At 67.5% G+C, this 22,881-nt stretch carries 18 protein-coding genes and 1 pseudogene; 12 read left to right on the top strand and 7 right to left on the bottom strand.

The window, feature by feature from the left end; genetic code table 11:
- Positions 1 to 26: 26 nt before the first annotated feature.
- Entirely contained in the window at positions 27 to 1,628 is a 1,602-nt protein-coding gene (gene fadD8 / locus CDN38_RS09935; RefSeq protein WP_075513205.1) for a fatty-acid--CoA ligase FadD8, read from the bottom strand.
- A 77-nt stretch (positions 1,629 to 1,705) separates the two neighbouring features.
- Between fadD8 and CDN38_RS09930 the strand changes: the two genes are divergently transcribed.
- From CDN38_RS09930 to CDN38_RS09895, 8 genes and pseudogenes are all read left to right on the top strand, one after another.
- Positions 1,706 to 3,310: an amidohydrolase gene (locus CDN38_RS09930; RefSeq protein WP_075513204.1), complete on the top strand. Its 1,605-nt coding sequence runs from the start codon at positions 1,706 to 1,708 to the stop codon at positions 3,308 to 3,310.
- Between the two features lie 50 nt (positions 3,311 to 3,360).
- Positions 3,361 to 4,277, top strand: a pseudogene (locus CDN38_RS09925) (o-succinylbenzoate synthase).
- Entirely contained in the window at positions 4,274 to 5,071 is a 798-nt protein-coding gene (locus tag CDN38_RS09920) for an alpha/beta fold hydrolase (protein ID WP_099318923.1), read from the top strand. The pseudogene CDN38_RS09925 and the gene CDN38_RS09920 overlap by 4 nt, the downstream one beginning before the upstream one ends.
- Positions 5,072 to 5,096: 25 nt before the next feature.
- Positions 5,097 to 6,746 (top strand): 2-succinyl-5-enolpyruvyl-6-hydroxy-3-cyclohexene-1-carboxylic-acid synthase, encoded by a 1,650-nt coding sequence (gene menD, locus CDN38_RS09915; RefSeq protein ID WP_075513201.1) that lies wholly within the window; start codon positions 5,097 to 5,099, stop codon positions 6,744 to 6,746.
- Positions 6,743 to 7,255 carry a DUF3592 domain-containing protein gene (locus tag CDN38_RS09910; protein ID WP_075513200.1) on the top strand — a complete coding sequence of 171 codons (513 nt, stop codon included), beginning with the start codon at positions 6,743 to 6,745 and terminating at the stop codon, positions 7,253 to 7,255. The genes menD and CDN38_RS09910 overlap by 4 nt, the downstream gene beginning before the upstream one ends.
- A 62-nt stretch (positions 7,256 to 7,317) precedes the next feature.
- On the top strand, positions 7,318 to 8,469 hold the full coding sequence (locus CDN38_RS09905; protein ID WP_075513199.1) for a glycosyltransferase family 4 protein: 1,152 nt from the start codon (positions 7,318 to 7,320) through the stop codon (positions 8,467 to 8,469).
- 137 nt (positions 8,470 to 8,606) lie between these two features.
- Positions 8,607 to 9,968: a PE family protein gene (locus CDN38_RS09900; RefSeq protein WP_099319364.1), complete on the top strand. Its 1,362-nt coding sequence runs from the start codon at positions 8,607 to 8,609 to the stop codon at positions 9,966 to 9,968.
- Between the two features lie 106 nt (positions 9,969 to 10,074).
- Complete coding sequence (locus CDN38_RS09895) at positions 10,075 to 10,773, top strand: demethylmenaquinone methyltransferase (protein ID WP_075509249.1); 699 nt, start codon at positions 10,075 to 10,077, stop codon at positions 10,771 to 10,773.
- Here CDN38_RS09895 and CDN38_RS09890 read toward each other — a convergent pair.
- Positions 10,770 to 11,117: a DUF732 domain-containing protein gene (locus CDN38_RS09890; protein WP_075509250.1), complete on the bottom strand. Its 348-nt coding sequence runs from the start codon at positions 11,115 to 11,117 to the stop codon at positions 10,770 to 10,772. The genes CDN38_RS09895 and CDN38_RS09890 overlap by 4 nt on opposite strands.
- A 38-nt stretch (positions 11,118 to 11,155) precedes the next feature.
- Positions 11,156 to 12,376, bottom strand: a complete 1,221-nt coding sequence (gene menJ, locus CDN38_RS09885; protein ID WP_075509251.1) for a menaquinone reductase MenJ — start codon at positions 12,374 to 12,376, stop codon at positions 11,156 to 11,158.
- A gap of 21 nt (positions 12,377 to 12,397) precedes the next feature.
- On the opposite strand from menJ, the gene grcC1 reads away from it, so the two are divergent.
- The 3 genes from grcC1 (at position 12,398) to CDN38_RS09870 (ending at position 14,944) form a co-directional block, all read left to right on the top strand.
- Entirely contained in the window at positions 12,398 to 13,405 is a 1,008-nt protein-coding gene (gene grcC1 / locus CDN38_RS09880; protein ID WP_075509252.1) for a nonaprenyl/(2E,6E)-farnesyl/geranylgeranyl diphosphat synthase, read from the top strand.
- Between the two features lie 97 nt (positions 13,406 to 13,502).
- Positions 13,503 to 14,363 carry a zinc metalloprotease HtpX gene (gene htpX / locus CDN38_RS09875; RefSeq protein ID WP_075509253.1) on the top strand — a complete coding sequence of 287 codons (861 nt, stop codon included), beginning with the start codon at positions 13,503 to 13,505 and terminating at the stop codon, positions 14,361 to 14,363.
- Positions 14,364 to 14,587: 224 nt separating this feature from the next.
- A complete protein-coding gene (locus CDN38_RS09870) occupies positions 14,588 to 14,944 on the top strand; it encodes a type II toxin-antitoxin system HicB family antitoxin (RefSeq protein WP_082277239.1) in 357 nt (118 codons plus the stop codon).
- Here the strand turns inward: CDN38_RS09870 and CDN38_RS09865 are convergent.
- The 3 genes from CDN38_RS09865 to CDN38_RS09855 all read right to left on the bottom strand — a co-directional run bounded on the left by CDN38_RS09865 (position 14,909) and on the right by CDN38_RS09855 (position 19,600).
- On the bottom strand, positions 14,909 to 16,477 hold the full coding sequence (locus CDN38_RS09865) for a SulP family inorganic anion transporter (protein ID WP_082277238.1): 1,569 nt from the start codon (positions 16,475 to 16,477) through the stop codon (positions 14,909 to 14,911). The genes CDN38_RS09870 and CDN38_RS09865 overlap by 36 nt on opposite strands.
- Positions 16,478 to 16,770: 293 nt before the next feature.
- Positions 16,771 to 18,324 carry a SulP family inorganic anion transporter gene (locus CDN38_RS09860; protein ID WP_075511813.1) on the bottom strand — a complete coding sequence of 518 codons (1,554 nt, stop codon included), beginning with the start codon at positions 18,322 to 18,324 and terminating at the stop codon, positions 16,771 to 16,773.
- Between the two features lie 250 nt (positions 18,325 to 18,574).
- Positions 18,575 to 19,600 carry an NAD(P)H-dependent glycerol-3-phosphate dehydrogenase gene (locus CDN38_RS09855; protein WP_099318921.1) on the bottom strand — a complete coding sequence of 342 codons (1,026 nt, stop codon included), beginning with the start codon at positions 19,598 to 19,600 and terminating at the stop codon, positions 18,575 to 18,577.
- 168 nt (positions 19,601 to 19,768) lie between these two features.
- Here CDN38_RS09855 and CDN38_RS09850 point away from each other — a divergent pair, with 168 nt between their 5' ends.
- On the top strand, positions 19,769 to 21,286 hold the full coding sequence (locus CDN38_RS09850) for a trypsin-like peptidase domain-containing protein (protein ID WP_075511811.1): 1,518 nt from the start codon (positions 19,769 to 19,771) through the stop codon (positions 21,284 to 21,286).
- 26 nt (positions 21,287 to 21,312) lie between these two features.
- Here CDN38_RS09850 and CDN38_RS09845 read toward each other — a convergent pair whose 3' ends face one another.
- Positions 21,313 to 22,809, bottom strand: a complete 1,497-nt coding sequence (locus tag CDN38_RS09845; RefSeq protein ID WP_099318920.1) for a flavin-containing monooxygenase — start codon at positions 22,807 to 22,809, stop codon at positions 21,313 to 21,315.
- Positions 22,810 to 22,881 lie beyond the last annotated feature (72 nt).

Raw genomic sequence — 22,881 nt, 5'->3', positions numbered from 1 at the left:
CCTGCAGCGTCACGCTCGGCGACGAATCAGCCGACGGCGCGGCCGGCGCCCTCCCAGAACCGGGCCCGCACCGCCTTCTTGTCCGGCTTGCCCAGCCCGGTCAACGGCAGCGAGTCGACAACCACCACCCGCTTGGGCGACTGCACCGAGCCTTTGCGCTCCTTCACCGCGGCCTGGATCTCGGCGGTCATCGCCTCGATAGCGGCGTCGTCGCGGGGCGCGTCGGCGCGCAGCACCACCACCGCGGTGACGGCCTCGCCCCATTTCTCGTCGGGCGTCCCGACCACGCACACCTGGGCAACGAAGGCATGCTCGGCGACCACGTCTTCGACCTCGCGGGGGAACACGTTGAAGCCGCCGGTGACGATCATGTCCTTGACCCGGTCGACGATGTAGTAGAAGCCGTCCTCGTCCTCGCGGGCCATGTCGCCGGTGTGCAGCCAGCCGTCCCGAAAGGTCTCGGCCGTCGCGTCCGGCAAATTCCAGTAGCCACCGGCCAATAGCGGTCCGCTGACACAGATCTCGCCCGGCTCGCCCTGCGGCACCGGCTGGCCGTCCTCGCCCAGCAGCGCCACCCGCGCGAACAGAGTCGGGCGGCCGCACGAGGTCAGCCGCTTCTCATCGTGGTCGCCCTTGGCCAGGTAGGTGATCACCATCGGCGCCTCGGATTGGCCGTAGTACTGGGCGAAGATCGGGCCGAACCGCGCGATCGCCTCGGCCAGCCGCACCGGGTTGATCGCCGACGCGCCGTAATAAACGGTCTGCAACGACGACAGGTCCCGGGTGTGTGAATCCGGGTGGTCCAGCAGCGCGTACAGCATCGACGGCACCAGCATCGTCGCTGTAATGCGTTGTTCCTCAATGACTTTCAGCACTTCGGCCGGGTCGAACTTGCCGAGCACCACCATTTCGCCGCCCTTGATCACCGTCGGCGTGAAAAACGCAGCGCCGGCATGTGATAACGGCGTACACATCAAGAACCGTGGGTTTTCCGGCCATTCCCACTCGGCCAGCTGGATCGACGTCATGGTGGAAATCGACTGCGCGGTGCCCATCACGCCCTTGGGCTTTCCGGTGGTGCCCCCGGTGTAGGTCAGCCCGATGACCTGGTCCGGTGGCAGGTCGGCGGGCACCAACGGCTGCGGCTCGTATTGGGCGGCCTGGGCCGAAAGGTCTACCGCCACATCTGCCAAGGCGTCCGGTACCGGACCGATGGTCAGGATCTGCTTCAGCGAATCCACCTTTTCCAGCAACCCCAGCGCGCGCTCGACGAACATCGGGTTGGGGTCGATGATCAGCGAGCTGATCCCGGCGTCGGACAGCACGTAGGCGTGATCGTCCAGCGACCCCAGCGGGTGCAATGCGGTGCGCCGGTAGCCGCGGGTCTGGCCGGCGCCGATGATCATCAGCACCTCCGGACGGTTGAGCGACAGCAGCCCGACCGCCACGCCGGTACCGGCACCCAGCGCCTCGAAGGCCTGGATGTACTGGCTGATCCGGTCGGCCAGCTGGCCACCGGTCAGCGTGGTGTCGCCCAGGAACAGCACCGGCTTGTTCGTGTGGCGCTTCAGCGCGCCCACCAGCAGATGACCGTTATGGACCGGGTTGCGCAACGCCTCGTCCCTCATGTGGCAAGACTAGAACGTGTTGCAATTCGGGGTGACCGCACCCTCGCGGGCCGCAGTTGTCACTAGGATCGCCGCTCATGGGCCATGCAGATCTCGTCATTACCGGAACCGTGCTCACCGTCGACGAGGCGCGGTCCACCGCCGAAGCGCTGGCCGTCACTGACGGCCGGATCGTCGCCGTCGGGAGCCGGTCCGATGTCAACGAGCTCATCGGCCCCGACACCCGGACCATCGACCTGGGTTCGGGCTGTGTCATGCCGGGTTTCGTTGAGGCCCATGGCCATCCGTTGATGGAGGCGGTCGCGCTGTCGGACCGGTTCGTCGACATCCGTCCGGTCACCATCGGCAGGGCCGACGCCGTCGTCGACGCGATCCGCGGCGAGGTCGCTCGACGGGGAGCCGAGGGCGCCTACTTCAACGGCTGGGACCCGCTGCTGCAGTCGGGCCTTCCGGAACCCACGCTGGCCTGGCTCGACGAGACGGCGCCCGAGGGTCCGCTGGTAATCATCCACAACTCCGGCCACAAGGCCTTCTTCAATTCGCACGCGGCCCGGATCAACGGCCTGACCCGCGACACTCCCGATCCCAAGGGCTCCAGCTACGGCCGCGACCCCGATGGGGAGCTCGACGGCACCGCCGTGGAAATCGGGGCGGTGTTCCCCCTGCTGGGCGATGCGATCAAGCCCGACGACTACCCGGCGATGCTGCGGGCCGAATGTGCCCGGCTCAACCGTGCGGGCCTGACCATGTGCTCGGAAATGGCCTTCGATCCCGCGTACGGGCCACTGGTCGACCAGGTCCGCGACGACCTGACGGTGCGGTTACGCACCTACGAGATGTCCAATGCGCGGATGTCCACCGACGCCACACCCGGCCAGGGCGACGACATCGTGCGTCAGGTGGGAATCAAGATCTGGGTGGACGGCTCCCCGTATGTCGGCAATGTCGACCTGTCTTTTCCCTACCTGGACACACCCGCGACCCGGACCATCGGGGTGACACCGGGTTCGTGCGGCTGCGCCAACTACACCCGCGAACAGCTCACCGAAATCGTCGGCGCCTATTTCCCCAACGGCTGGCAGATGGCCTGTCACGTGCAGGGCGACGCCGGCGTCGACACCATTCTCGATGTCTACGAAGACGTGCTGCGCCGCCACCCGCGCGACGATCACCGGCTGCGACTCGAGCACGTCGGCGCCATCCGGCCCGACCAGCTGCAGCGGGCCGCCGAACTCGGCGTCACCTGCAGCATCTTCGTCGACCAGATCCACTACTGGGGTGACGTCGTCGTCGACGGCCTGTTCGGGCCGGAACGCGGATCCCGCTGGATGCCGGCCGGGTCCGCGGTGGCCACCGGCATGCGGATCTCGTTGCACAACGATCCACCGGTGACCCCGGAAGAACCGCTGCGCAACATCAGCGTGGCCGTGACAAGAGTGGCGCCCAGCGGTCGGGTGCTGGGCCCCGAGGAGTGTTTGACGGTCGAGCAGGCGATCCGCGCGCAGACCCTCGATCCCGCCTGGCAGATGTTCGCCGACGACGTCGTGGGCTCGCTGGAGGTCGGCAAGTACGCGGACCTGGTGGTGCTGTCGGCGGATCCGCGGACGGTTCCGCCCGAGGAGATCGCCGACCTCGAGGTGCGGGCGACGTTTCTGGCGGGCCGGCAGGTCTATCGGCAGTGACGCCCGCGCTGGCGGACTTGCTGGACCGCGTGCACGTCGTGGCACTGCCCATGCGGGTGCGCTTCCGCGGCATCACCATCCGCGAGGTGGCGTTGATCGACGGCCCGGCCGGGTGGGGGGAGTTCGGGCCATTCCTGGAATATCAGCCCCGAGAAGCCGCCGCCTGGCTGGCTTCGGCTGTCGAGGCCGCCTACCGCGAGCCGCCGCCGCTGCGACGCGACCGCATCCCGATCAACGCCACCGTTCCGGCCGTCGCCGCCGCCGAGGTGCCGCAGGTGCTGGCCCGGTTCCCAGGCGCCCGCACCGCCAAGGTGAAGGTCGCCGAGCCCGGGCAGCGCCTGGCCGACGACGTCGCGCGGGTCAACGCGGTGCGGGAACTGGTCCCGGCGGTGCGGGTGGACGCCAATGGCGGTTGGAGCGTCACCGAGGCCGTCGAGGCGGCTGCCGCGCTGACGGCTGACGGGCCGCTGGAATACCTCGAACAACCCTGCGCCACCATCGCCGAACTCGCTGAATTGCGCCGGCGGATCGACGTGCCGATCGCCGCCGACGAATCCATCCGCAAGGCCGACGACCCCTTGGCCGTCGCCGGCGCCGGGGCCGCCGATATCGCGGTGCTCAAAGTCGCTCCGCTGGGCGGGGTTTCGGCGGTGCTGCACATCGCCGCGCAGCTCGACATCCCGGTGGTGATCTCCAGCGCGCTGGATTCGGCCGTCGGCATCAGTCAGGGCCTCACCGCGGCCGCGGCCCTGCCCGAGCTCCGTCACGCGTGCGGGCTGGGCACCGGGGGACTGTTCGTCGAGGACGTCTCCGAGATCCCAGCGCCCGTCGACGGTTGTCTGGCGGTCGGGCCCGTCACGCCTGACCCGGCACGGCTGCAAGCCCTGGCCGCGTCGCCTGACCGGCGGCAATGGTGGATCGATCGGATCAGGGCCTGCTACCCGCTGCTGTACCGTCGTTCGGGTGATCAACCTGGCTTACGACGACAAAGGGACCGGTGAGCCGGTCCTTTTTATCGCCGGTCGCGGCGGTGCCGGACGCACCTGGCATCCTCACCAAGTCCCGGCGTTCCTGGCCGCCGGATACCGCTGCATCACCTTCGACAATCGCGGGATCGGCGCCACCGAGAACGCCGAGGGCTTTACCACCCAGACCATGGTCAGCGACACCGCGGCGCTGATCGAATCCCTGGGTATCGCCCCGGTGCGTATCGTCAGCGTGTCGATGGGCTCGTACATCGCCCAGGAGTTGATGGTGGTGCGCCCAGAACTGGTCAGCGCCGCGGTGTTGATGGCCACCCGCGGCAGGCTGGACCGCGCCCGGCAGTTCTTCCGCACCGCCGAGGCCGAGCTGTATGACTCCGGCACCCAGTTGCCGCCCGCCTACGATGCGAGAGCTCGCCTGCTGGAAAGCTTTTCGCGCAAGACGCTCAACGACGACACGGCCGTGGCCGATTGGATCGCGATGTTCTCCATGTGGCCGGTCAAGCCGACACCGGGACTTCGGTGTCAGTTGGACTGCTCGCCGCAGACCAGCCGGTTGCCCGCCTACCGCAATATCGCCGCGCCGGTGCTGGTGATCGGCTTCGCCGACGACATCGTGACCCCGCCGCATTTGGGACGCGAGGTCGCCGACGCCCTGCCCAACGGGCGCTACCTGCAAATACCCGACGCCGGCCACCTGGGCTTCTTCGAGCGGCCGGAGCCCGTCAACGCCGCGGTGCTGAGGTTCTTTGCCAGCGTCAAGGCCGCAACGCCTTGACCGCCGGTTGTGACACCCTGTACTGGTGAACCCCTCGACGACCCAGGCCCGCGTCGTGGTCGACGAGCTGATTCGCGGCGGCGTCCGCGACGTGGTGCTCTGTCCGGGGTCACGAAACGCGCCGCTGGCGTTCGCGTTGCAGGACGCCGACCGGTCCGGCCGGATTCGGCTGCACGTGCGCATCGACGAACGCACCGCCGGCTATCTGGCGATCGGGCTGGCGGTCGCGGCGGGCGCGCCGGTCTGTGTGGCGATGACGTCGGGCACCGCCGTCGCCAACCTCGGCCCGGCAGTGGTGGAGGCCAACTACGCCCGGGTGCCGCTGATCGTCCTCTCGGCCAACCGGCCCTACGAACTCCTGGGCACCGGCGCCAACCAGACCATGGAGCAGCTGGGCTACTTCGGCACGCAAGTCCGCGCCACCATCAGCCTGGGCCTGGCCGAGGACGCGCCCGAACGCCTGCCCGCCTTCAACGCGACCTGGCGATCGGCGACCTGCCGGGTGCTGGTGGCCGCCAAGGGTTCTCGTAGCGCCAACGCCGGACCGGTGCATTTCGACATCCCGCTGCGCGAGCCCCTGGTGCCCGATCCGGAACACCTGAGCGTCGCTACCCCACCGGGCCGTCTCGACGGCAGACCCTGGACCCACACGCCGCCCGTGACCTTCGATCAGCCGCTGGACATCGACGTGTCGGCAGATACCGTCGTCATCGCCGGGCACGGTGCCGGGGTGCACCCCAATCTGGCGGAGTTGCCTACCGTCGCCGAACCGACCGCGCCCTATGCACCCAACCCGTTGCATCCGCTCACCCTGCCGCTGCTGCGTCCCCAGCAGGTGATCATGCTGGGCCGCCCGACGCTGCATCGCCCGGTGTCGGCGCTGCTGGCCAACCCGGAAGTGCCGGTCTACGCGCTGACCACCGGGCCGCGCTGGCCGGACGTCTCGGGCAACTCGCAGGCCACCGGCACCCGGGCGGTCGTCACCGGCACACCCAACCCGAAGTGGCTGCGCCGCTGCGCGCAGCTGAATCGCCATGCGCTGGCCGCGGTGCGCGAGCAGCTGGCGGCCCACCCGCTGACCACCGGCCTGCACGTCGCCGCGGCGGTGGCCGACACACTGCGGCCCGGTGACCAGCTGGTTCTCGGGGCGTCCAACCCGGTGCGCGACGCGGCGCTGGTCGGGCTGAATACCCGGGGCATTCTGGTCCGGTCCAACCGCGGCGTCGCCGGCATCGACGGCACCGTGTCTACGGCCATCGGGGCGGCTCTGGCATTCGAGCGGGCTCCCGCGACCGCGCGCCAGGGACGCACCATCGCACTGATCGGCGACCTGACGTTCGTCCACGACAGCTCTGGGCTGTTGATCGGCCCCACCGAACCCACCCCGCAGCGGCTGACGATCGTGGTGTCCAACGACAACGGCGGCGGCATCTTTGAACTGCTCGAGCCGGGTGACCCGCGGTTCTCCGACGTGTCGTCGCGGATCTTCGGCACCCCCCACGACGTCGACGTGGGCGCGCTGTGTCGCGCCTACCACGTGGAGAGCCGCCAGATCGAGGCCGAGCAGCTGAGGGCCGCGCTGGACGAACCCAACCCGGGTCTGCGGGTGCTCGAGGTCAAGGCGGACCGGTCGTCGCTGCGGCAATTGCACGCCGCCATCAAGGCGGCGCTGTGATCTCGCCAAAAAAGTTGCTGCGCATCCTGATTCACGGAACCAGCGAAGAACTGGCGGATACCTGGCGGCGTCGGGTGGTGCGGTGGGTCCGCATCGCCGTGCTGATCGTCGCCGCCTTGGTCACGCTGCAGTCGGTGCTGTTGGTGGCCGGCGCCTGGCGTAACGACCTGGCCATCCAACGCAACATGGGGGTGGCGCAGGCCGAGGTGCTCAGCGCCGGGCCGCGCCGGTCCACCATCGAGTTCGTCACGCCCGAACGGGTGACCTATCGGCCCGAACTCGGCGTGCTGTATCCGTCCGAGCTGGCCACCGGCATGCGGATCTACGTCGAATACAACAAGAAGGATCCCAATCTGGTCCGGGTACAGCACCGCAACGCCGGGCTGGCGATCATCCCCGCCGGATCCATCGCGGTCGTGGCCTGGCTGGCCGCCACAGTCGCGCTGATCGGTCTGGCCCTGCTCGATCGGCGGCTGGACAAGCACCTGAACATCCCACCCTGCGGCTAGTTTTCGCGCCGCGTATGCCCGTCGGAAACCTTGCCGACAATATCGCCTGACACCGTGGCCGGGTGCGCGTTGCGATTGTCGCCGAGTCGTTTTTGCCCAACGTCAACGGTGTCAGCAACTCGGTGCTGCGCATCCTCGAGCACCTGCGCCGCACCGGTCATGAGGCCCTCGTCATCGCCCCGGACAACCCGCCCGGTGAGCCACGCGCCGACCGTTTGCACGACGGTGTCCGGGTCCACCGGGTGCCGGCGCGGATGTTCCCCAAAGTGACCACGCTGCCCCTGGGTGTGCCGGCCCCGCGAATCCTTCGGGTGCTGCGCGGCTTCGGCCCCGACGTGGTGCATCTGGCGTCACCGGCGCTGCTGGGCTACGGCGGGCTGCGCGCGGCCCGCCGTCTGGGCGTGCCCACGGTTGCGGTATACCAGACCGACGTACCGGGTTTCGCGTCCAGCTACGGCATTCCGCTGACGTCGCGCGCCGCGTGGGCCTGGTTTCGCCATCTGCACGGTCTTGCCGACCGCACCCTGGCGCCATCCACGGCAACCATGGAAGACCTTGCCGCCCAGGGCATCCCGCGGGTCTACCGGTGGGGACGCGGAGTCGACCTGCTCCGGTTCGTGCCGTCCGCCCGCGACGAGGCGCTGCGCCGGCAATGGTCGCCGGACGGCCGGCCGATCGTCGGCTTCGTCGGCCGTCTGGCCCCCGAGAAGCATGTCGAGCGGCTCGCGTCCCTGAGTGCCTCCGGCGCGGTGCGGCTGGTGATCGTCGGCGCCGGAGTCGACCGTCGGAAACTCGAATCGGCAATGCCCACAGCACTTTTCACCGGAGCTCTGCACGGTGACGAACTCGCGCGAGCATATGCCAGCATGGACGTCTTCGTGCATCCCGGCGAACACGAGACGTTCTGCCAGGTCGTGCAGGAAGCGCTGGCGTCGGGGCTGCCGGTGATCGCCCCCGACGCCGGCGGCCCCCGCGACCTGGTTGTTCCCAACCGCACCGGGTTGCTGCTGCCGGTCACCGAATTCGAGGCCCGATTGCCGGCCGCCGTCGCCCACCTGGTCTCGCAACGCCACCGCTACGCACTCGCGGCGCGGCGCAGCGTGCTGGGCCGCGGTTGGCCGGTGCTCTGCGACGAGCTGCTGGGCCACTACGAGGCGGTGCTGTCGCCAGCTGCGCGGGCGCGCGATTCGGTGTGGCGAATGCACCGCGCCTAAGGCACGTTTCAGGTTTCGACGGTCGGTGTCCTTCTCGTGTCGCGGCATTGGGCGCCTGGTTGCTCAATTTGCCGATGCACAACCCGGCACGGCGATAGCATCGGCGTGTTCGGGGGCTGGCGAGGAGGATCGGCATGGTGTCGTATGTGACCGCCATACCACAGCTGGTGACAGCTGCCGCAACGGATTTGGCGGGCATCGGGTCGGTAGTCAGTGCGGCCAGCGCCGCGGCGGCCGCGCCGACAACGGCGTTGGCGGCGGCGGGTGCTGACGAGGTGTCGGCGGCCATCGCGGCGCTGTTTGCTGCGCATGCCCAGAACTACCAGGTGCTGAGCGCCCGGCTGGCGGCGTTTCATGGCCAATTCGCCCAGGCCGTCACTGCTGCCGGGAATGCCTATGCGGCCGCTGAAGCCGCCAACGTCTCACCCCTGCAGGTCCTTGAGCAGCAGGTACTGGGTGTGATCAATACGCCCACACAGCTGCTACTGGGACGCCCGCTGATCGGTGATGGTGCCAGTGGGGCGCCCGGGACCGGGCAAAACGGCGGGGCCGGCGGGCTGCTGTTCGGCAACGGCGGCAGCGGCGGATCCGGCGGCGGCACTCATCCCGGTGGCGGCAACGGCGGTGACGCCGGTTTGTTCGGTTCCGGCGGCAGCGGTGGTCTGGGCGCGCCGGGTGCGCCCGGGGGCAATGGCGGTAGCGGCGGATTGTTGTACGGCGCCGGTGGGACCGGTGGGGCCGGTGGCAACGCCATCATGCCTGGCCAGAATGGCTGTCTCTTATACACAGGCTTCGTGGGCGGCGGTGGCGGTTCGGGCGGGCCGGGCGGTGTTGGCGCCGCGGGTGGGTCCGGCGGCTCCGGAGGTGCCGGAGGCGCGGGCGGTCACGGCGGCCTACTGATCGGCAATGGCGGATCCGGCGGCGCGGGTGGTGTCGCCGGATCCGGTGGCGCCGGAGCGAACGCCGGTGCCGGTGGTCAGGGTGGCAGCGGCGGCGCCGGACCCGCCGCGGGCGGAGGCGCCAACGGTAACGGCGGAGCGGGTGGATTCGGGGGTGTCGGAGGGATCGGGGGCAGTGGCGGCACCGGCGGCGCCGGCGGTGCCGGCGGCGACGGTGGCTTCCTGATTGGTGATGGCGGCGCCGGTGGCATCGCGGGGAACGCTGGCGGTGGCGGCAAGGGCGGCATGGGCGGCAACGGCGGCGGCGGCGGCAACACCGGCTTGGTTGTCGGGAACCTGGCCGGTGCCGGCGGTAATGGCGGCAACGGCGGCAACGGCGGCACCGGAGGTGCCGGCGGCAACGGCGGAAGCGGCGGTATTGGCGGGGCAGGCGGGCTTTGGGGCCAAGCTGGCGCATCGGTCGCCGGCGGCAGCGCGGGTACCGGCGGCACCGGCGGCAACCCGGGGCCCGGAGGTTTCGCCGGAGCGGGGTTGATGAGCGGCGTTGCTGGCCAGGCCGGTCAGACCGGGGCGACCGGCGACGACGGCCTGCCCGGGTGATACGCGCTTGACGGGCCCACGCTGGCAACCGTGGTCACGGGGGCGGTGTGGCCGGACGAACGGCGCCGGCAGTTCGCAGTCCGCCTGAGGGGGTAGCGTCTGGCTGGTGAGTCGCGCGGCCCTGGACAAGAATCCCCGCGACGTCGCGTCGATGTTCGACGGTGTCGCCCGTCGTTACGACCTGACCAACACCGTGCTGTCGCTGGGCCGGGACCGGTCCTGGCGGCGCGCCACCCGGTCGGCGTTGCGGATCGGGCCCGGCGACACGGTGCTGGACCTGGCCGCAGGCACGGCGGTTTCCACCGTGGAGCTGGCGAAGTCCGGCGCATGGTGTGTGGCGGCCGACTTCTCGGTCGGGATGCTGGCCGCCGGTGGCGGCCGCAGGGTGCCCAAGGTCGCCGGCGACGCGACCCGGCTGCCGTTCGCCGACGGGGTATTCGACGCGGTCACCATCAGTTTCGGGCTGCGCAATGTGGCCGACTTCCCGGCCGCGCTGCGCGAGATGGCCCGCGTCACCCGGCCCGGCGGCCAGTTGGTGGTGTGCGAATTCTCCACGCCCACAAGCGCATTGTTCGCCACGGTGTACAAGGAATACCTGATGCGGGCGTTGCCGCGGGTGGCGCGGGCGGTGTCCAGCAACCCCGACGCCTACGTGTACCTCGCGGAGTCGATCAGGGCCTGGCCGGACCAGGCGAGCCTGGCAGGCCACATTTCGCGGGCCGGTTGGTCGGCGGTGCGGTGGCGCAACCTGACCGGCGGAATCGTGGCGCTGCATGCCGGGTACAAGCCCGGCGAACCCGATTAGCTGGTGCCGGCCCGTTGCAGGACGCCGACCTGCTCGGGGCAGTAGTGGTCGATCGCGGCACCCAGGAATTGCAACGCCTGCCCCTGGGTGGTCCCGCGCGGCAGGTTGCGCTGCAGGAAGGTCGCCGAGTTGTAGGCAGTGTGGTCGACGCCCCGTTCCAGCCGCTCGCAGCTGATCTTGGCCAGCCACGCGAGCTGATCCTGCGGGCCGTAAACGCCGAAACCGTTGACGGTTTGCTTGAACGTATAGTCGTAGTCGTCGGCCTGTGCGGGTGCGGCCAGTGAGATGGCAGCCACCGCCAGCGCGGCCGTGGAGGCGATAAGAGCCAGCCCCGTTCCCTTCATTAGCCGGACTATACACCTCGTCACACGCACCGCAGGGCTCAACTGAACGGCGGCCGGCGATCGATCAGCCGCGACGCTCGCCCGGCGCCGCGCCACACCCGCGCCACCCAGTCGGCGTCGTCGTCGGTAACCAGGTTGGCCATCACCCGCACGGCGATCGTCATCAGTCTGGTGGAGCGCATCGCGACGGGACCGGTCGTTGGCAGGAACCGCTGGAAGGTCAGCAACAACGCCAGCCTGCGTGCCACCGAGAATCCCCGGGCGTAGTGGTCGTGCAGCAGCGACGGCCACAGCCGGGACAGGTCGCGTGCGTCCAGCACTTCGGCGGCCAGCCGCCCGGTTTCGAGCCCGTAGTCGATGCCTTCGCCGTTGAGTGGGTTGACGCACGCCGCGGCGTCGCCGATCAGCATCCAATTCGGCCCGGCCACTCCGGATACCGCGCCGCCCATCGGCAGCAGCGCCGACGCCACCGCCCGCGGCTCGCCGGGAAAGCCCCATTCGTCGCGGCGCAGGTCGGTGTAGTACGACATCAGCGGCCGCAGCGCCAGCTCGGCCGGTCGTTTGGTGGTCGACAGCGCGCCCACGCCGATGTTCACCTCGCCGTTGCCCAGCGGGAAAATCCAGCCGTAGCCGGGCAACACGGCGCCGTCGGGCGAGCGTAGTTCCAGATGCGACGTGAGCCATGGATCGTCGGCGCGCTGGGTGGTCAGGTAACCGCGGGCGGCGATGCCGTAGACCGTCTCCTGATGCCACCGGCGGCCCAGCTTGCGGCCCAGCGACGACCGCGCCCCGTCGGCGACGACCAACTGCCCGCAGCCGACCTCGGTACCGTCGGCCAACCTGACCGATACCACCCGTCTCGACGAGTCATAATGCACCGCAACGACTTTCGAGCCCAGCAGCATGCGGGCCCCGCAGTCCTCGGCGACCTTGCGGATGCGCTCGTCGAGCTCGGTGCGGGCCACCGCGCTGCTGTGCGCCGGGAAGGACGGTCCGGGCCAGGCGATTTCCACCTCGCCGCCGAATCCGCTCATTCGCAGGCCGTGGTGGCGGATGCGGCCGGCCAGCCACCGGCCGAGCCCCAGCCGTTCCAGTTCGGCGATCGCCCGCGGGGTCAGGCCATCACCGCAGGCTTTGTCGCGCGGGAAACCGGCCGAGTCGATGACGAGGACGTCGCGGCCGCTGCGGGCGGCCCAGGCCGCCGCCGCCGACCCGGCCGGTCCGGCGCCCACGACTACCAGGTCGGCTCGGGTCTTCATGCTCACCAGTATGTTGGTCGAATGGGAACTCCGGCGACGGTGGTGGCAGGCGTCGACTTCGGTGACGCCCGATTCGCCACGGCTGTGCGTGCCGGTGTCGCGCGGATCGAGCAGCTCATGGACACCGAGTTGCGCAGCGCCGATGTGGTGATGGTCGACTCGCTCCTGCACCTGTTCAAGGCCGGGGGTAAGCGGTTCCGGCCGCTGTTCACCGTGCTGTCGGCCCAGGTCGGGCCGGACCCGGAGGCCGAGGAAGTGATCATCGCCGGCGCGGTCGTCGAGCTGATCCACCTGGCGACGCTCTACCACGACGACGTGATGGACGAGGCCGAGGTCCGCCGTGGGGCCCCCAGCGCCAACGCGCGCTGGGGCAACAACGTCGCCATTCTGGCCGGCGACTATCTGCTGGCGACGGCGTCGCGGCTGGTGTCGCGGTTGGGACCGGCCGCGGTGCGGATCGTCGCCGACACCTTCGCTGCCCTGGTGACCGGTCAGATGCGCGAGACTCGCGGCGCCCCGGAAGGAGTGGACCTGATCGAGCAGTACCTGACGGTGGTGCACGAGAAGACCGGCAGCCTGATCGGGGCCGCGGGCCGGTTCGGTGCCATGTTCTCCGGAGCCGACGGTGATCAGGTCGAGCGGCTGAGCCGCCTGGGCGGCATCGTCGGCACCGCGTTTCAGATCGCCGACGACATCATCGACATCGACAGCGACTCCGACGAGTCCGGAAAGGTGCCCGGCACCGATCTGCGCGAAGGCGTGCGCACGCTGCCGATGCTCTACGCGCTGCGCGACACCGGGCCCGACGGCGCGCGCCTGCGTGCGCTGCTGGCCGGACCCATCCACGACGACGACGCGGTGCTCGAGGCGCTGGCGCTGTTGCGCGCGTCGCCGGGGATGGCCAAGGCCAAGGAAGTGCTAGGCCAATACGCCGCCGCGGCGCGTCACGAGCTGGACCTGCTGCCCGATGTTCCGGGCCGGCGGGCACTGGCGGCGCTGGTCGACTACACCGTCAGCCGGCACGGCTAAGAGCGATTATCGGTCCCGCGGAACCCGGCGGACCCTTCCGGGCGTTGAGTCAGCAGTAAATCGGCAAGCCGAGGTGTTCGTAGGAGGACACACACTGATGACCTGGCATTCGCACGCCAACAGGCTGAAGACGTTCCTGCTGTTGGTCGTTATGTCAGCGATGATCGTGTTCGCCGGCCGGCTGTTCGGTACGACGGCAATGTGGCTGGCGGTGCTGTTCGCCGTCGGGATGAACGTCTACGTCTACTTCAACAGCGACAAGCTGGCCCTGCGGGCCATGCATGCGCAGCCGGTCTCCGAGCTGCAGGCGCCGGTGATGTACCGGATCGTGCGCGAGCTGGCCACCGCCGCCCACCAGCCCATGCCGCGGCTGTACATCAGCGACACCGCGGCGCCCAACGCGTTCGCCACCGGCCGCAACCCACGCAATGCCGCGGTGTGCTGCACCACCGGCATCCTGCAGATCCTCAACGAGCGAGAATTGCGCGCCGTGCTGGGCCACGAGCTGTCGCACGTCTACAACCGCGACATCCTGATCTCCTGTATCGCCGGCGCGCTGGCGTCGGTGATCACCGCCCTGGCCAACATGGCCATGTGGATGGGCATGTTCGGTGGCAACCGGGAAAACAGCAATCCTTTTGCATTGCTTCTGGTTTCATTGCTGGGCCCGATCGCCGCGACGGTGGTGCGGTTGGCGGTGTCGCGGTCCCGCGAATACCAGGCCGACGAATCGGGTGCCGTCTTGACCGGTGACCCGTTGGCATTGGCGTCGGCTTTGCGCAAGATCTCCGGCGGCGTGCAGATGGCTCCGTTGCCGCCGGAGCCGCAACTGGCCAGCCAGGCGCACCTGATGATCGCCAACCCGTTCCGGGCGGGCGAGCGGATCGGGTCGCTGTTCTCGACGCACCCGCCGATCGAGGACCGCATCCGCCGCTTGGAGGCAATGGCACGCGGTTAATGAGTCTCATTGTGATAGCGCCTGCGCTATCAGGTTTGGCGGAGTCCTATTTCCCGGGAGAGCCAATTCGGTGTGGGCACCATGTGCGCCTTTTCGAATCCGCTAGCGCCCGCGCTATCAGGTTTGCTGGGGCTATTCCTTCGGGGAGCGGGGAGCGGGGAGCGGGGAGCGGGGGCGGCCCCGGGTGAATGCCGGACCGCGAGCGCATATGCTACCAATCCGGCATGAACCGATACACCTATCGCGTGCAATGGTGCCCCGAATACGACGAACACATCGGTACCTGCATCGAAATGCCATACCTGACGGGGCGGGCGCCGACAGCGCAGGAAGCGATCGCCGCTATCGAGGACGCCGTCGATCAGCATGTGTCTACCCTGCGCGGGTGCGGCGAGGAAGCGCCGACGCCACTAAGCGAACGTTCTTACAGCGGAACCCTGATGATCAGGACCTCACCGGCGCTCCACGCCCGCCTTGCCATTGAGGCTGCCGAACAACGTGTTTCGATGAATCAATGGATAGTTCAGAAGCTGGCAGATCGTCAATCAGGCGGCAGCTTCGGACGCTTCCCCTTCGATTAGTGGTGTTTTACGCGACGAATGGCCCCTCGTGAGGCCACCGTGGACGTGCACATTCCCGCCGGTGGCGTGGTGCCGGCGCTGCCAGTCTGTAATCGCTTGGTGCGCCGCGTCGTCGAGGTAGTTGACCGCGATATGAAGCGTGACTGTGGTGCGTTCCGGGATAGTGGCCAGCACCTGCGTCAGTCGGGGCAGCGCCAGGAAGGTGCAGGTCCCCTCGACTACCACACGCCATTCGTCGCCAATCGGGTGAGCGTCTATCTTGGCCCGTATCACCCGCCATCCAGTCATCGCGACGGCCAGAACAAGCCCGATCATCACCCCATGCAGGAGATTGAGGAATACGACGGCGACAATGGTCACCAGGTAGATGGCGAAATCGCCGGTTTTGACCGCGGTTTCGATGTGCGCCGGCTGCAGTAGCTGAATTCCGATGACGATGAGTAGCCCGGCGAGCGCGGCACTGGGAATCAGCTCGATGAGACCTGCGAACGGAAGGGCAAACAACATCACCCAGAATCCGTGCAAAATCGTCGACGCGCGAGTCTTGGCTCCTGCCTTGATATTTGCGGACGTGCGGACGATGACGCCGGCGATCGGAAGGCCGCCAATCGCTCCCGACACCATGTTCGAGGCGCCCTGCCCGATCAACTCGCGGTCCAGTTCGGAGCGCGGGCCACTGTGCATCCTGTCCGTTGCGACCGCCGTCAGCAGGCTTTGGACACTGGTGATAAGCGTGACCGTGATGACGCCGATCGCGACGGCACCCCAGTTTCCGTGCGGAATTGCCGGACGTTGCAGTGCATCCAGCAGTGAACCCTCAAGCGCGATCCGCGACACGTGAAACGGAAACACTACCGAGACGACGGTGACCGCCACGATGGCCACCAGCGGACCGGGAACGGCGGCCGCCTTGGCGGGGGCCCAGCGCCAGGCGACCATGATGGCGATCACCAGTAGGCCCAGTATCACTCCGGGCGTGTGAGCGCCGAGAATCTGCGCAGGCAGCTCAACGACGTTGTCCCAGGCCGAACTATGGGACTCGCCGCCGAGCAGCACGTGCGTTTGCTGAAGCGCGATGGTGATCCCGATGCCGGCCAGCATCGCATGCACGACCACGGGCGAGATTGCAAGGGCGGCCCGGGCAACACGACTGAGCCCCAACAGGACTTGCATGAGTCCTGCGATCGCGGTGATGAAACAGGTTAATCCCCAACCGAATTGGGCAATGAGATCGGCGACGACCACGGTCAGCCCGGCAGCGGGCCCACTTACCTGCAGCGGTGATCCGCCGACAGCTCCGCCGACGATTCCGCCGACAATCGCGGCAATCAGACCTGCCAGTACCGGTGCATCGGATGCGATGGCGATGCCCAATGACAACGGCAGCGCGACCAGGAAAACAACAAGCGAAGACGGCAGGTCGTGACGGATGACCGATCGAACTCGATCGGTTCGTGACTGCGCTTGGCTGCCTGGGTCAACCTGATCGCCGCGGTCAAGGCACGGCTTGCCTCGGCATTTTGTGTGTTGCATCGGTCGCTCCCTCGTTTCCGTGGTGGACGTTCCGATGATCCCGCCCCGAATTACATAACGTAGTCGTAAAAGGTTGGCGCACAGGCTGATAAACCTACCCAAACTCCAATGTTTGAGGCTGGCACCCGTTGGCTACGGAGTTCGACGGTATTTTGCCGGCGAAGCAAGGGTCAACCGGACGCGCTAGCTGCATAGCGAACGCAAATTTTTTCGGCGCACCCACGCTCCCAAGCCCGAATGCATTAGCCTGCCACAAGCCAGCGATAATCCGGCCTTCGCTCTAGAGTCCCTCGCTATGCCGCCGTTTCGGGTCCTTCAGCGTCGATGAGGTCGTCCATCGCCCGGCGAGCACGGTGGCCGGTATGGACCCCACCGTGGATGTGCACCACCCCTCCCGTCGCTTGATGCCGTCGCTGCCAGTCGGCAATCGCCTGATGCGCGGCGTGATCGAGGTAGATGACCGACATGGTGACGTTGACCGTCTTGCCCGCGGGAATGGACGCCAGCACCTGGGTCAGCCGGGGTAGGGAGAGGAAGGTGGCCGCCCCTTCAACGACCACGTGCCATTCGTCACCGGCGGGCTGGGCGTGGATCCGGAACCACATGACCCGCCATGCGGTCAGCGCGATGGCCAGGACGAGTCCGATTAACACGCCCTGCATGAGATTGAGGAATACGACACCGACGACGGTCACCAGGTAGACGGCCAGGTCCCCGTTTCGCATGGCGGTTTCGATATGGGCGGGCTGCAGCAGCCTGATCCCGACGAAGACGAGCAGGCCGGCAAGTGCGGCGGTGGGGATCTGCTGGATCAACCCGGCAAAAAACAGCGTGAAAACGAGGATCCAGACGCTGTGCATGATCGTCGAGGCGCGGCTTTTGGCGCCCGATTGCACATTCGCGGAGCTACGGACGATGGCGGCGGCGATCGGGAGGCCGCCGATCATCCCGGAGGTGATGTTTGCGACGCCCTGTCCGGTCAACTCGCGGTTGAAGTTGGTGGGCGCACCGTGGTGCATCCTGTCGATCGACACCGATGCCAGCAGGCTCTCGACGGTGGCTATGAAGGCAACGGTGAGAACGCTGACCGCGAAGGCGCCCCACTTCCCGTCGGGAAGGCCCGGCAACTGGAACGCGTCCAGCGGCGACCCGGTGAGCGAGATCCGGGCCAACTCGAACGGGAACACCACCGAGATGATGGTGGCGATCACGATGGCGACCAGCGGACCTGGAACCGGAGCCAGTTTGGCCGGGGCCCAGCGCCAGGCGACCATGATGGCGATCACCAACACGCCCAGGAACATACCTGGCTTGTGCGCGCCGATGATTTGTCCTGGCAGCTGAACGACGTTTTCCCACGAGGTGCTGTGCGACTCCCCGCCCAGCAGGACGTGTGTTTGTTGAAGTGCGATCGTGATTCCGATGCCGGCCAGCATCGCGTGCACGACGACCGGCGAGATCGCCAGTACCGCTCGGGCAATCCGGCTGAGCCCCAAGATGAGCTGCAGGACACCGGCGGCCACGGTGATCAGACACGTCGCCCGCCAACCGAACTGGGCGACCAGACCGGCGGTAACGACCATCAACCCGTTCGCCGGACCGCTCACCGACAACGGTGACCCACCGATGAATCCGAGGACGATTCCTCCGACGACTGCCGAGATCAGGCCCGAGAGCACCGGTGCGTCCGAAGCGATCGCGATCCCCACCGACAGCGGCAGTGCGATCAGAAAGACCACCAGCGACGACGGCAAGTCGTGCCGGATGATGGATCGCAGTCGGTCAGTACGCGACACTTGCGGGCCCTTGTCCGGGGCCTGGCTGTGGTGTGGTTCGGTGGGCTGCATCGGTAATTCCCCTGTCTGGGCATTGCGGGGACGGTCCGACACCGCGCCCCGCACTACCTTGGTCACTTACTCGTAAGTCGTTGGCGCACCGGCGAATACATTCGGGTGAAGGTATTCTGCAGGCGCCCGACACTGCCCTTGACAGTATTCGGGCAGCTAAACAGGGGTCAAGCTGGCGCGCAGCCCGCATACCGAACGCAGATTTCAAGCGGAATAGGCGCTGACTAGGTAGAAGGCCATGCAAGCGAAGCTAGAACCCTGAGCCGTGTACCTCGTGTCCGGGCTCGTCTAGCATCAGGCCGTGATAGGCCTGTTCGACGGTGGAGCCGTGGTTGATGACCGCGTCGACTTCGCGAGCGATGGGCATGTTCAGCCCGTACTCGTTGGCGAATTCCATGACCACGCTGGCCGCCTTGACACCCTCGGCGACCTGGTTCATCGACGCGATGATCTCGTCGATGGGTTTGCCCGCGCCCAGTTGTTCGCCGACGTGGCGGTTGCGGCTGCGCTGGCTGGTGCAGGTGACGATCAGATCGCCCAGACCGGCCAATCCGGGGAAGGTCTCGGTGTCGCCCCCCATCGCGACGCCGAGTTTGGTCATTTCGCGCAACGAGCGGGCGATCACCAGCGCCCGCGTGTTCTCGCCGATGCCCAGCGAGTAGCCCATACCGGCGGCGATGGCAAACACATTCTTGAGAGCCCCGGCCATTTCGACGCCGATGACGTCATCGGTGGTGTACACCCGGAAGCGCCGGGTCCGGAAAAATGCTGCCAGCTGGGTTGCCAGATATTGATCAGGCATGGCCAGAACCGCCGCGGCCGCATAGCCCTCGGCGACTTCTCGGGCGATGTTGGGACCGGCGAGGATGCCCGCCGGATGACCGGGCAGGATCTCTTCGATGATTTGCGACATCCGCATGTTGGTGCCCTGCTCGAGCCCCTTGACCAGGGACACCACCGGCACCCAAGGGCGCAGTTCCTTGCTCAGCTCGGTAAGCACACCCCGGAAGCCGTGCGAGGGCACTCCCATCACTGCGACGTCTGCGCTGTTGGCGGCTTCGGAAAAATCGGTGGTGGCGCGCAGCGTCTCGCTGAGCACGACGTCGTTGCCGAGATAGCGGCTATTGCGGTGATTGTCGTTGATGTCGCTTGCGGTCGCCTCCGAGCGCACCCATTGCAACGTCGGCACCCGCCGTGCACAAATGGACGCCACCGTGGTCCCCCAGGAACCGCCACCGAGGACGACGACTTTGGGTTCGCGCTTCGCAGCTGCCATGGGGCACAGCCTATTGCGGTAGCCCGACATTTGACAGCGGTGGATCGCCGCCGGCGGCCCCGAGACGAAGTCGAAACCAACGACCTCCGACCATGGGACTTCGGTCCCTACCCGGCGGGGTGACCACGCCGGGATGGTGAAGGATAGCTGTTCTATCGAGGAGGAATCATGTCGCGACGAGCGAGCCGGTCGCGCGAGAGGCGTCTGCCCTCGTGTTGCCTCCGGACGTTCGTACCGCTGATCGTGGCCGCGCTGGCGCTGCTGGCCGGGTCGCCGGGGATCGCGTCCGCCGACGGTGGGCGCCCGCAGGCTAACCCGGAACAGCGAGCGGCGGCGATGATCCGGCCGGCCGTTTTATATCTTGCGGCCCAGGCTCACGGTCAGGTCCGGCTGCCCGACGGCCAGCTGCTGTCACTGTTCGGCGAAGGTTCGGGTATCCCCTTCACGGCGACGTGGACTTGCACCGCATTTGTCGTCAATCCTGACGGGTGGGTGGCGACCGCAGGTCACTGCGTCGATCCGGAGACGGCCAAGCAGCTGATACTCAAGCGTGCAGCCAGTGAATACGTGGCGCATTATCCCGACTCGCCGGTGGGCCAGAATCCCGGTGCGACGCTGGACTGGCTCACCAAGAACGCGCGGGTCGAAGGTCCGACCCCCGACCGGGGGCCCGAGATCAGCCTCATGCTGGGATACGGAACCGGGACAAAGCTTGCCGAGAAGCTCCCGGCCACCGTCGTGGACTTCCGGCCGATGGGCAAAGGCGACGTCGCGCTGCTCAACGTGCAAAAGCACAACCTGCCGTCGTCGGAACTCGCCACCGACGCCGACGTCAGCATCGGGGCGCCGGTTCTCGCGGTGGGTTTCCCGGAGACGACGCAGCGGGTCACCGGTATGTCGCTGGACCCGACGAACAAGAGCGGCAAGGTGAGCAAGAAGTCGACCATGGGGTCGAGTCCGATGTATGAGATCGATGCACCGGTCGCCGAGGGCATGAGCGGTGGGCCGACCATCGCACTCAACGGCAAGGTGATCGGCGTCAACAGTTTCGGCCCCGTCGGCGAACCGCAACCGTTCAACTTCATCGCGCCCGCAGACAGTCTCGCGGCGCTACTGGCCGGCAAGAGTGTCAAGCCGATGCTCGGACCCGCCGACCTGTACTACCGCCAAGGGCTCAACCACTACTTCTCGGGCCAGTACAGCGACGCGATCTACGATTTCGACCAGGCCCTGGCGCTGTCACCCGACTATCCGGGCGTGGCCGATCTCAAGACGAGTGCGGCCAACCTACGTCAGCAGTACGGTGATGCGCCGGTGTTTCTTCGCTCAAAACCGGTGTGGTACGCAGTAAGCGGCGTCTTGCTGCTGCTGACGGTGGCTGGCTGGGTGACCTTCATGGTGCGCAAGAGCCGTCGGCAGCGTCGCACCGAAGCCGAAGCCGAAGCCATAGCCGAAGCCGAAGCCATAGCCGAAGCCAAGGCCGCCGCCGAAGCCGCCGCAGCCGCTGCTGCGGATACCCAGCCGCCGCGAGCGAACGGCACGGTCCGGCCGCTGGGCCTTGTTCCCGCTCCGTCGAGCGAGCCGCACTTCTGTGCCAACTGCGGAGCGGCGCACCACCCTGCCGAGAAGTTCTGCCCGAACTGCGGCAAGAAAATCCCAGCCGGCGAATCGGCGAAACCCGCCTAGCCCGCCTGCCCGCCGTTAACCGGCCGTTAGCCCGCTACCGCCGCCCGGTCGGCGGCACGGCCGAACACCATCGCCTCCTCGATGCGGTCGAACCGGTAGTCGATGGCGTCGGCGAAGTAGTTCTGCCGCACATTCCACGGCCGTTTGGTGCCTGACTTGGGCAGCGCGTGCAGCGAGCGCAGCACATAGCCGGCCTTAATGTCCCAGGAGGGCTTTTCGGTCAACGGTTCGTCGCCACGGTGCGGATAGGCATGGGTGTAGCCGTGAGCAGCCATGTGCGCCAACAACTTTGCCGTCGCCCGCGCCGTCATGTCGGCACGCAACGTCCAGGACGCATTCGTATAGCCAACACACCAGAACAGGTTAGGCACGTCTTCGAGCATGTGCGCCTTGTAGACGAAGCGGTCGCAGGGATTGATCTCGACGCCGTCCAAGCTGATCTTGACGCCGCCGAGCGCCTGCAGCCGCAGGCCGGTGGCGGTGACGACGATATCGGCATCGAGGTGTTCGCCGGACTTGAGCGCGATGCCGGTGGCGTCGAAATGGTCGATGTGATCGGTGACCACGTCGGCGCGCCCGTCGGCGATGGCGGTGTAGAGGTCGGCGTCGGGAATCAGGCACAGCCGCTGGTCCCACGGGTTGTACGTGGGCTTGAAGTGGGTGTCGACGTCGTAGCCGGCGGGCAGGTTCTTGATCGCCGTGCGCCGCAGCAGCCACTTCATGAGTCGCGGCGTCTTGCGGGACAAGAACCAGAGCGCCGCCTCCAGCAGTGCGTTGTACATCCGGATGGCCAGATGCGAAGCCTTGCGGGGCAGCACTTGACGAGCGCCAGCGGCAAACCTGCCGTACTTGGACGCCGAGATGAGATATGTCGGCGACCGCTGCAGCATGGTCACCTTGCCGGCCTTGTCCGCCATGGACGGGATCAGCGTGACGGCGGTGGCACCGCTGCCGATCACCACGACCTTCTTGCCGGCGTAGTCCAGGTCTTCCGGCCAGTGCTGCGGATGCACCACGGTGCCGCCGAACTGCTCGATGCCGGGGAACTCGGGGGTGTAGCCCTCGTCGTAGTTGTAGTAACCGCTGCCGAAGAACACGAACCGGCTGCGGCATTGCTGTACGACGCCGCCTTCCTCGAAGGTGACAGTCCAGGTGTCGGTGGCCGAATCCCAGTCCGCTGCCAAGACGTGACTGCTGAACCGGATGTGGCGGTCGATGCCGTACTTGTGGGCGGTGGTGGTCAGGTATTCGCGGATATGCTCGCCGTCGGCGACGCCCTCCTTTCGGGTCCATGGCTCGTAGGGAAAGCTCAGCGTGAAGATGCTGCTGTCGGAGCGCACCCCCGGGTAGCGGAACAGGTCCCAGGTGCCGCCGATCCGCTCGCGCCGCTCCAGGATGGTGTAGGAGAGTTCGGGGTTGCGTTGCAGCAGCCGGTAGGCCGCGCCGAGGCCGGAGATCCCGGCGCCGACGATGACGACGTCGAGGTAGGCCGTGGCGATGGCTTCGTGAGGGTTCACGGTCATGCTCACCAGAGTAGGCACCCACCGGTTGGTCGGGCCACGGGATGGCTGCCGCGCGGTTACTGCATGACGCGA

Source organism: Mycobacterium ostraviense, from assembly GCF_002705925.1.
Classification (GTDB): domain Bacteria; phylum Actinomycetota; class Actinomycetes; order Mycobacteriales; family Mycobacteriaceae; genus Mycobacterium; species Mycobacterium ostraviense.
Note: the sequence above shows the minus strand (reverse complement) of the source record. Positions and strands in the feature narration are given on the sequence as shown.

What these genes read in the sequence shown, in the direction of transcription:
- fadD8 (WP_075513205.1), bottom strand. Translation starts at nt 1,628, where the DNA reads ATGAGGGACGAGGCGTTGCGCAACCCGGTCCATAACGGTCATCTGCTG.
- CDN38_RS09860 (WP_075511813.1), bottom strand. Translation starts at nt 18,324, where the DNA reads ATGCAGCCCACCGAACCACACCACAGCCAGGCCCCGGACAAGGGCCCG.
- CDN38_RS09850 (WP_075511811.1), top strand. Translation starts at nt 19,769, where the DNA reads ATGTCGCGACGAGCGAGCCGGTCGCGCGAGAGGCGTCTGCCCTCGTGT.
- htpX (WP_075509253.1), top strand. Translation starts at nt 13,503, where the DNA reads ATGACCTGGCATTCGCACGCCAACAGGCTGAAGACGTTCCTGCTGTTG.
- CDN38_RS09890 (WP_075509250.1), bottom strand. Translation starts at nt 11,117, where the DNA reads ATGAAGGGAACGGGGCTGGCTCTTATCGCCTCCACGGCCGCGCTGGCG.
- CDN38_RS09865 (WP_082277238.1), bottom strand. Translation starts at nt 16,477, where the DNA reads ATGCAACACACAAAATGCCGAGGCAAGCCGTGCCTTGACCGCGGCGAT.
- CDN38_RS09870 (WP_082277239.1), top strand. Translation starts at nt 14,588, where the DNA reads ATGAACCGATACACCTATCGCGTGCAATGGTGCCCCGAATACGACGAA.
- CDN38_RS09930 (WP_075513204.1), top strand. Translation starts at nt 1,706, where the DNA reads ATGGGCCATGCAGATCTCGTCATTACCGGAACCGTGCTCACCGTCGAC.
- menJ (WP_075509251.1), bottom strand. Translation starts at nt 12,376, where the DNA reads ATGAAGACCCGAGCCGACCTGGTAGTCGTGGGCGCCGGACCGGCCGGG.
- grcC1 (WP_075509252.1), top strand. Translation starts at nt 12,398, where the DNA reads ATGGGAACTCCGGCGACGGTGGTGGCAGGCGTCGACTTCGGTGACGCC.
- CDN38_RS09855 (WP_099318921.1), bottom strand. Translation starts at nt 19,600, where the DNA reads ATGGCAGCTGCGAAGCGCGAACCCAAAGTCGTCGTCCTCGGTGGCGGT.
- CDN38_RS09845 (WP_099318920.1), bottom strand. Translation starts at nt 22,809, where the DNA reads ATGACCGTGAACCCTCACGAAGCCATCGCCACGGCCTACCTCGACGTC.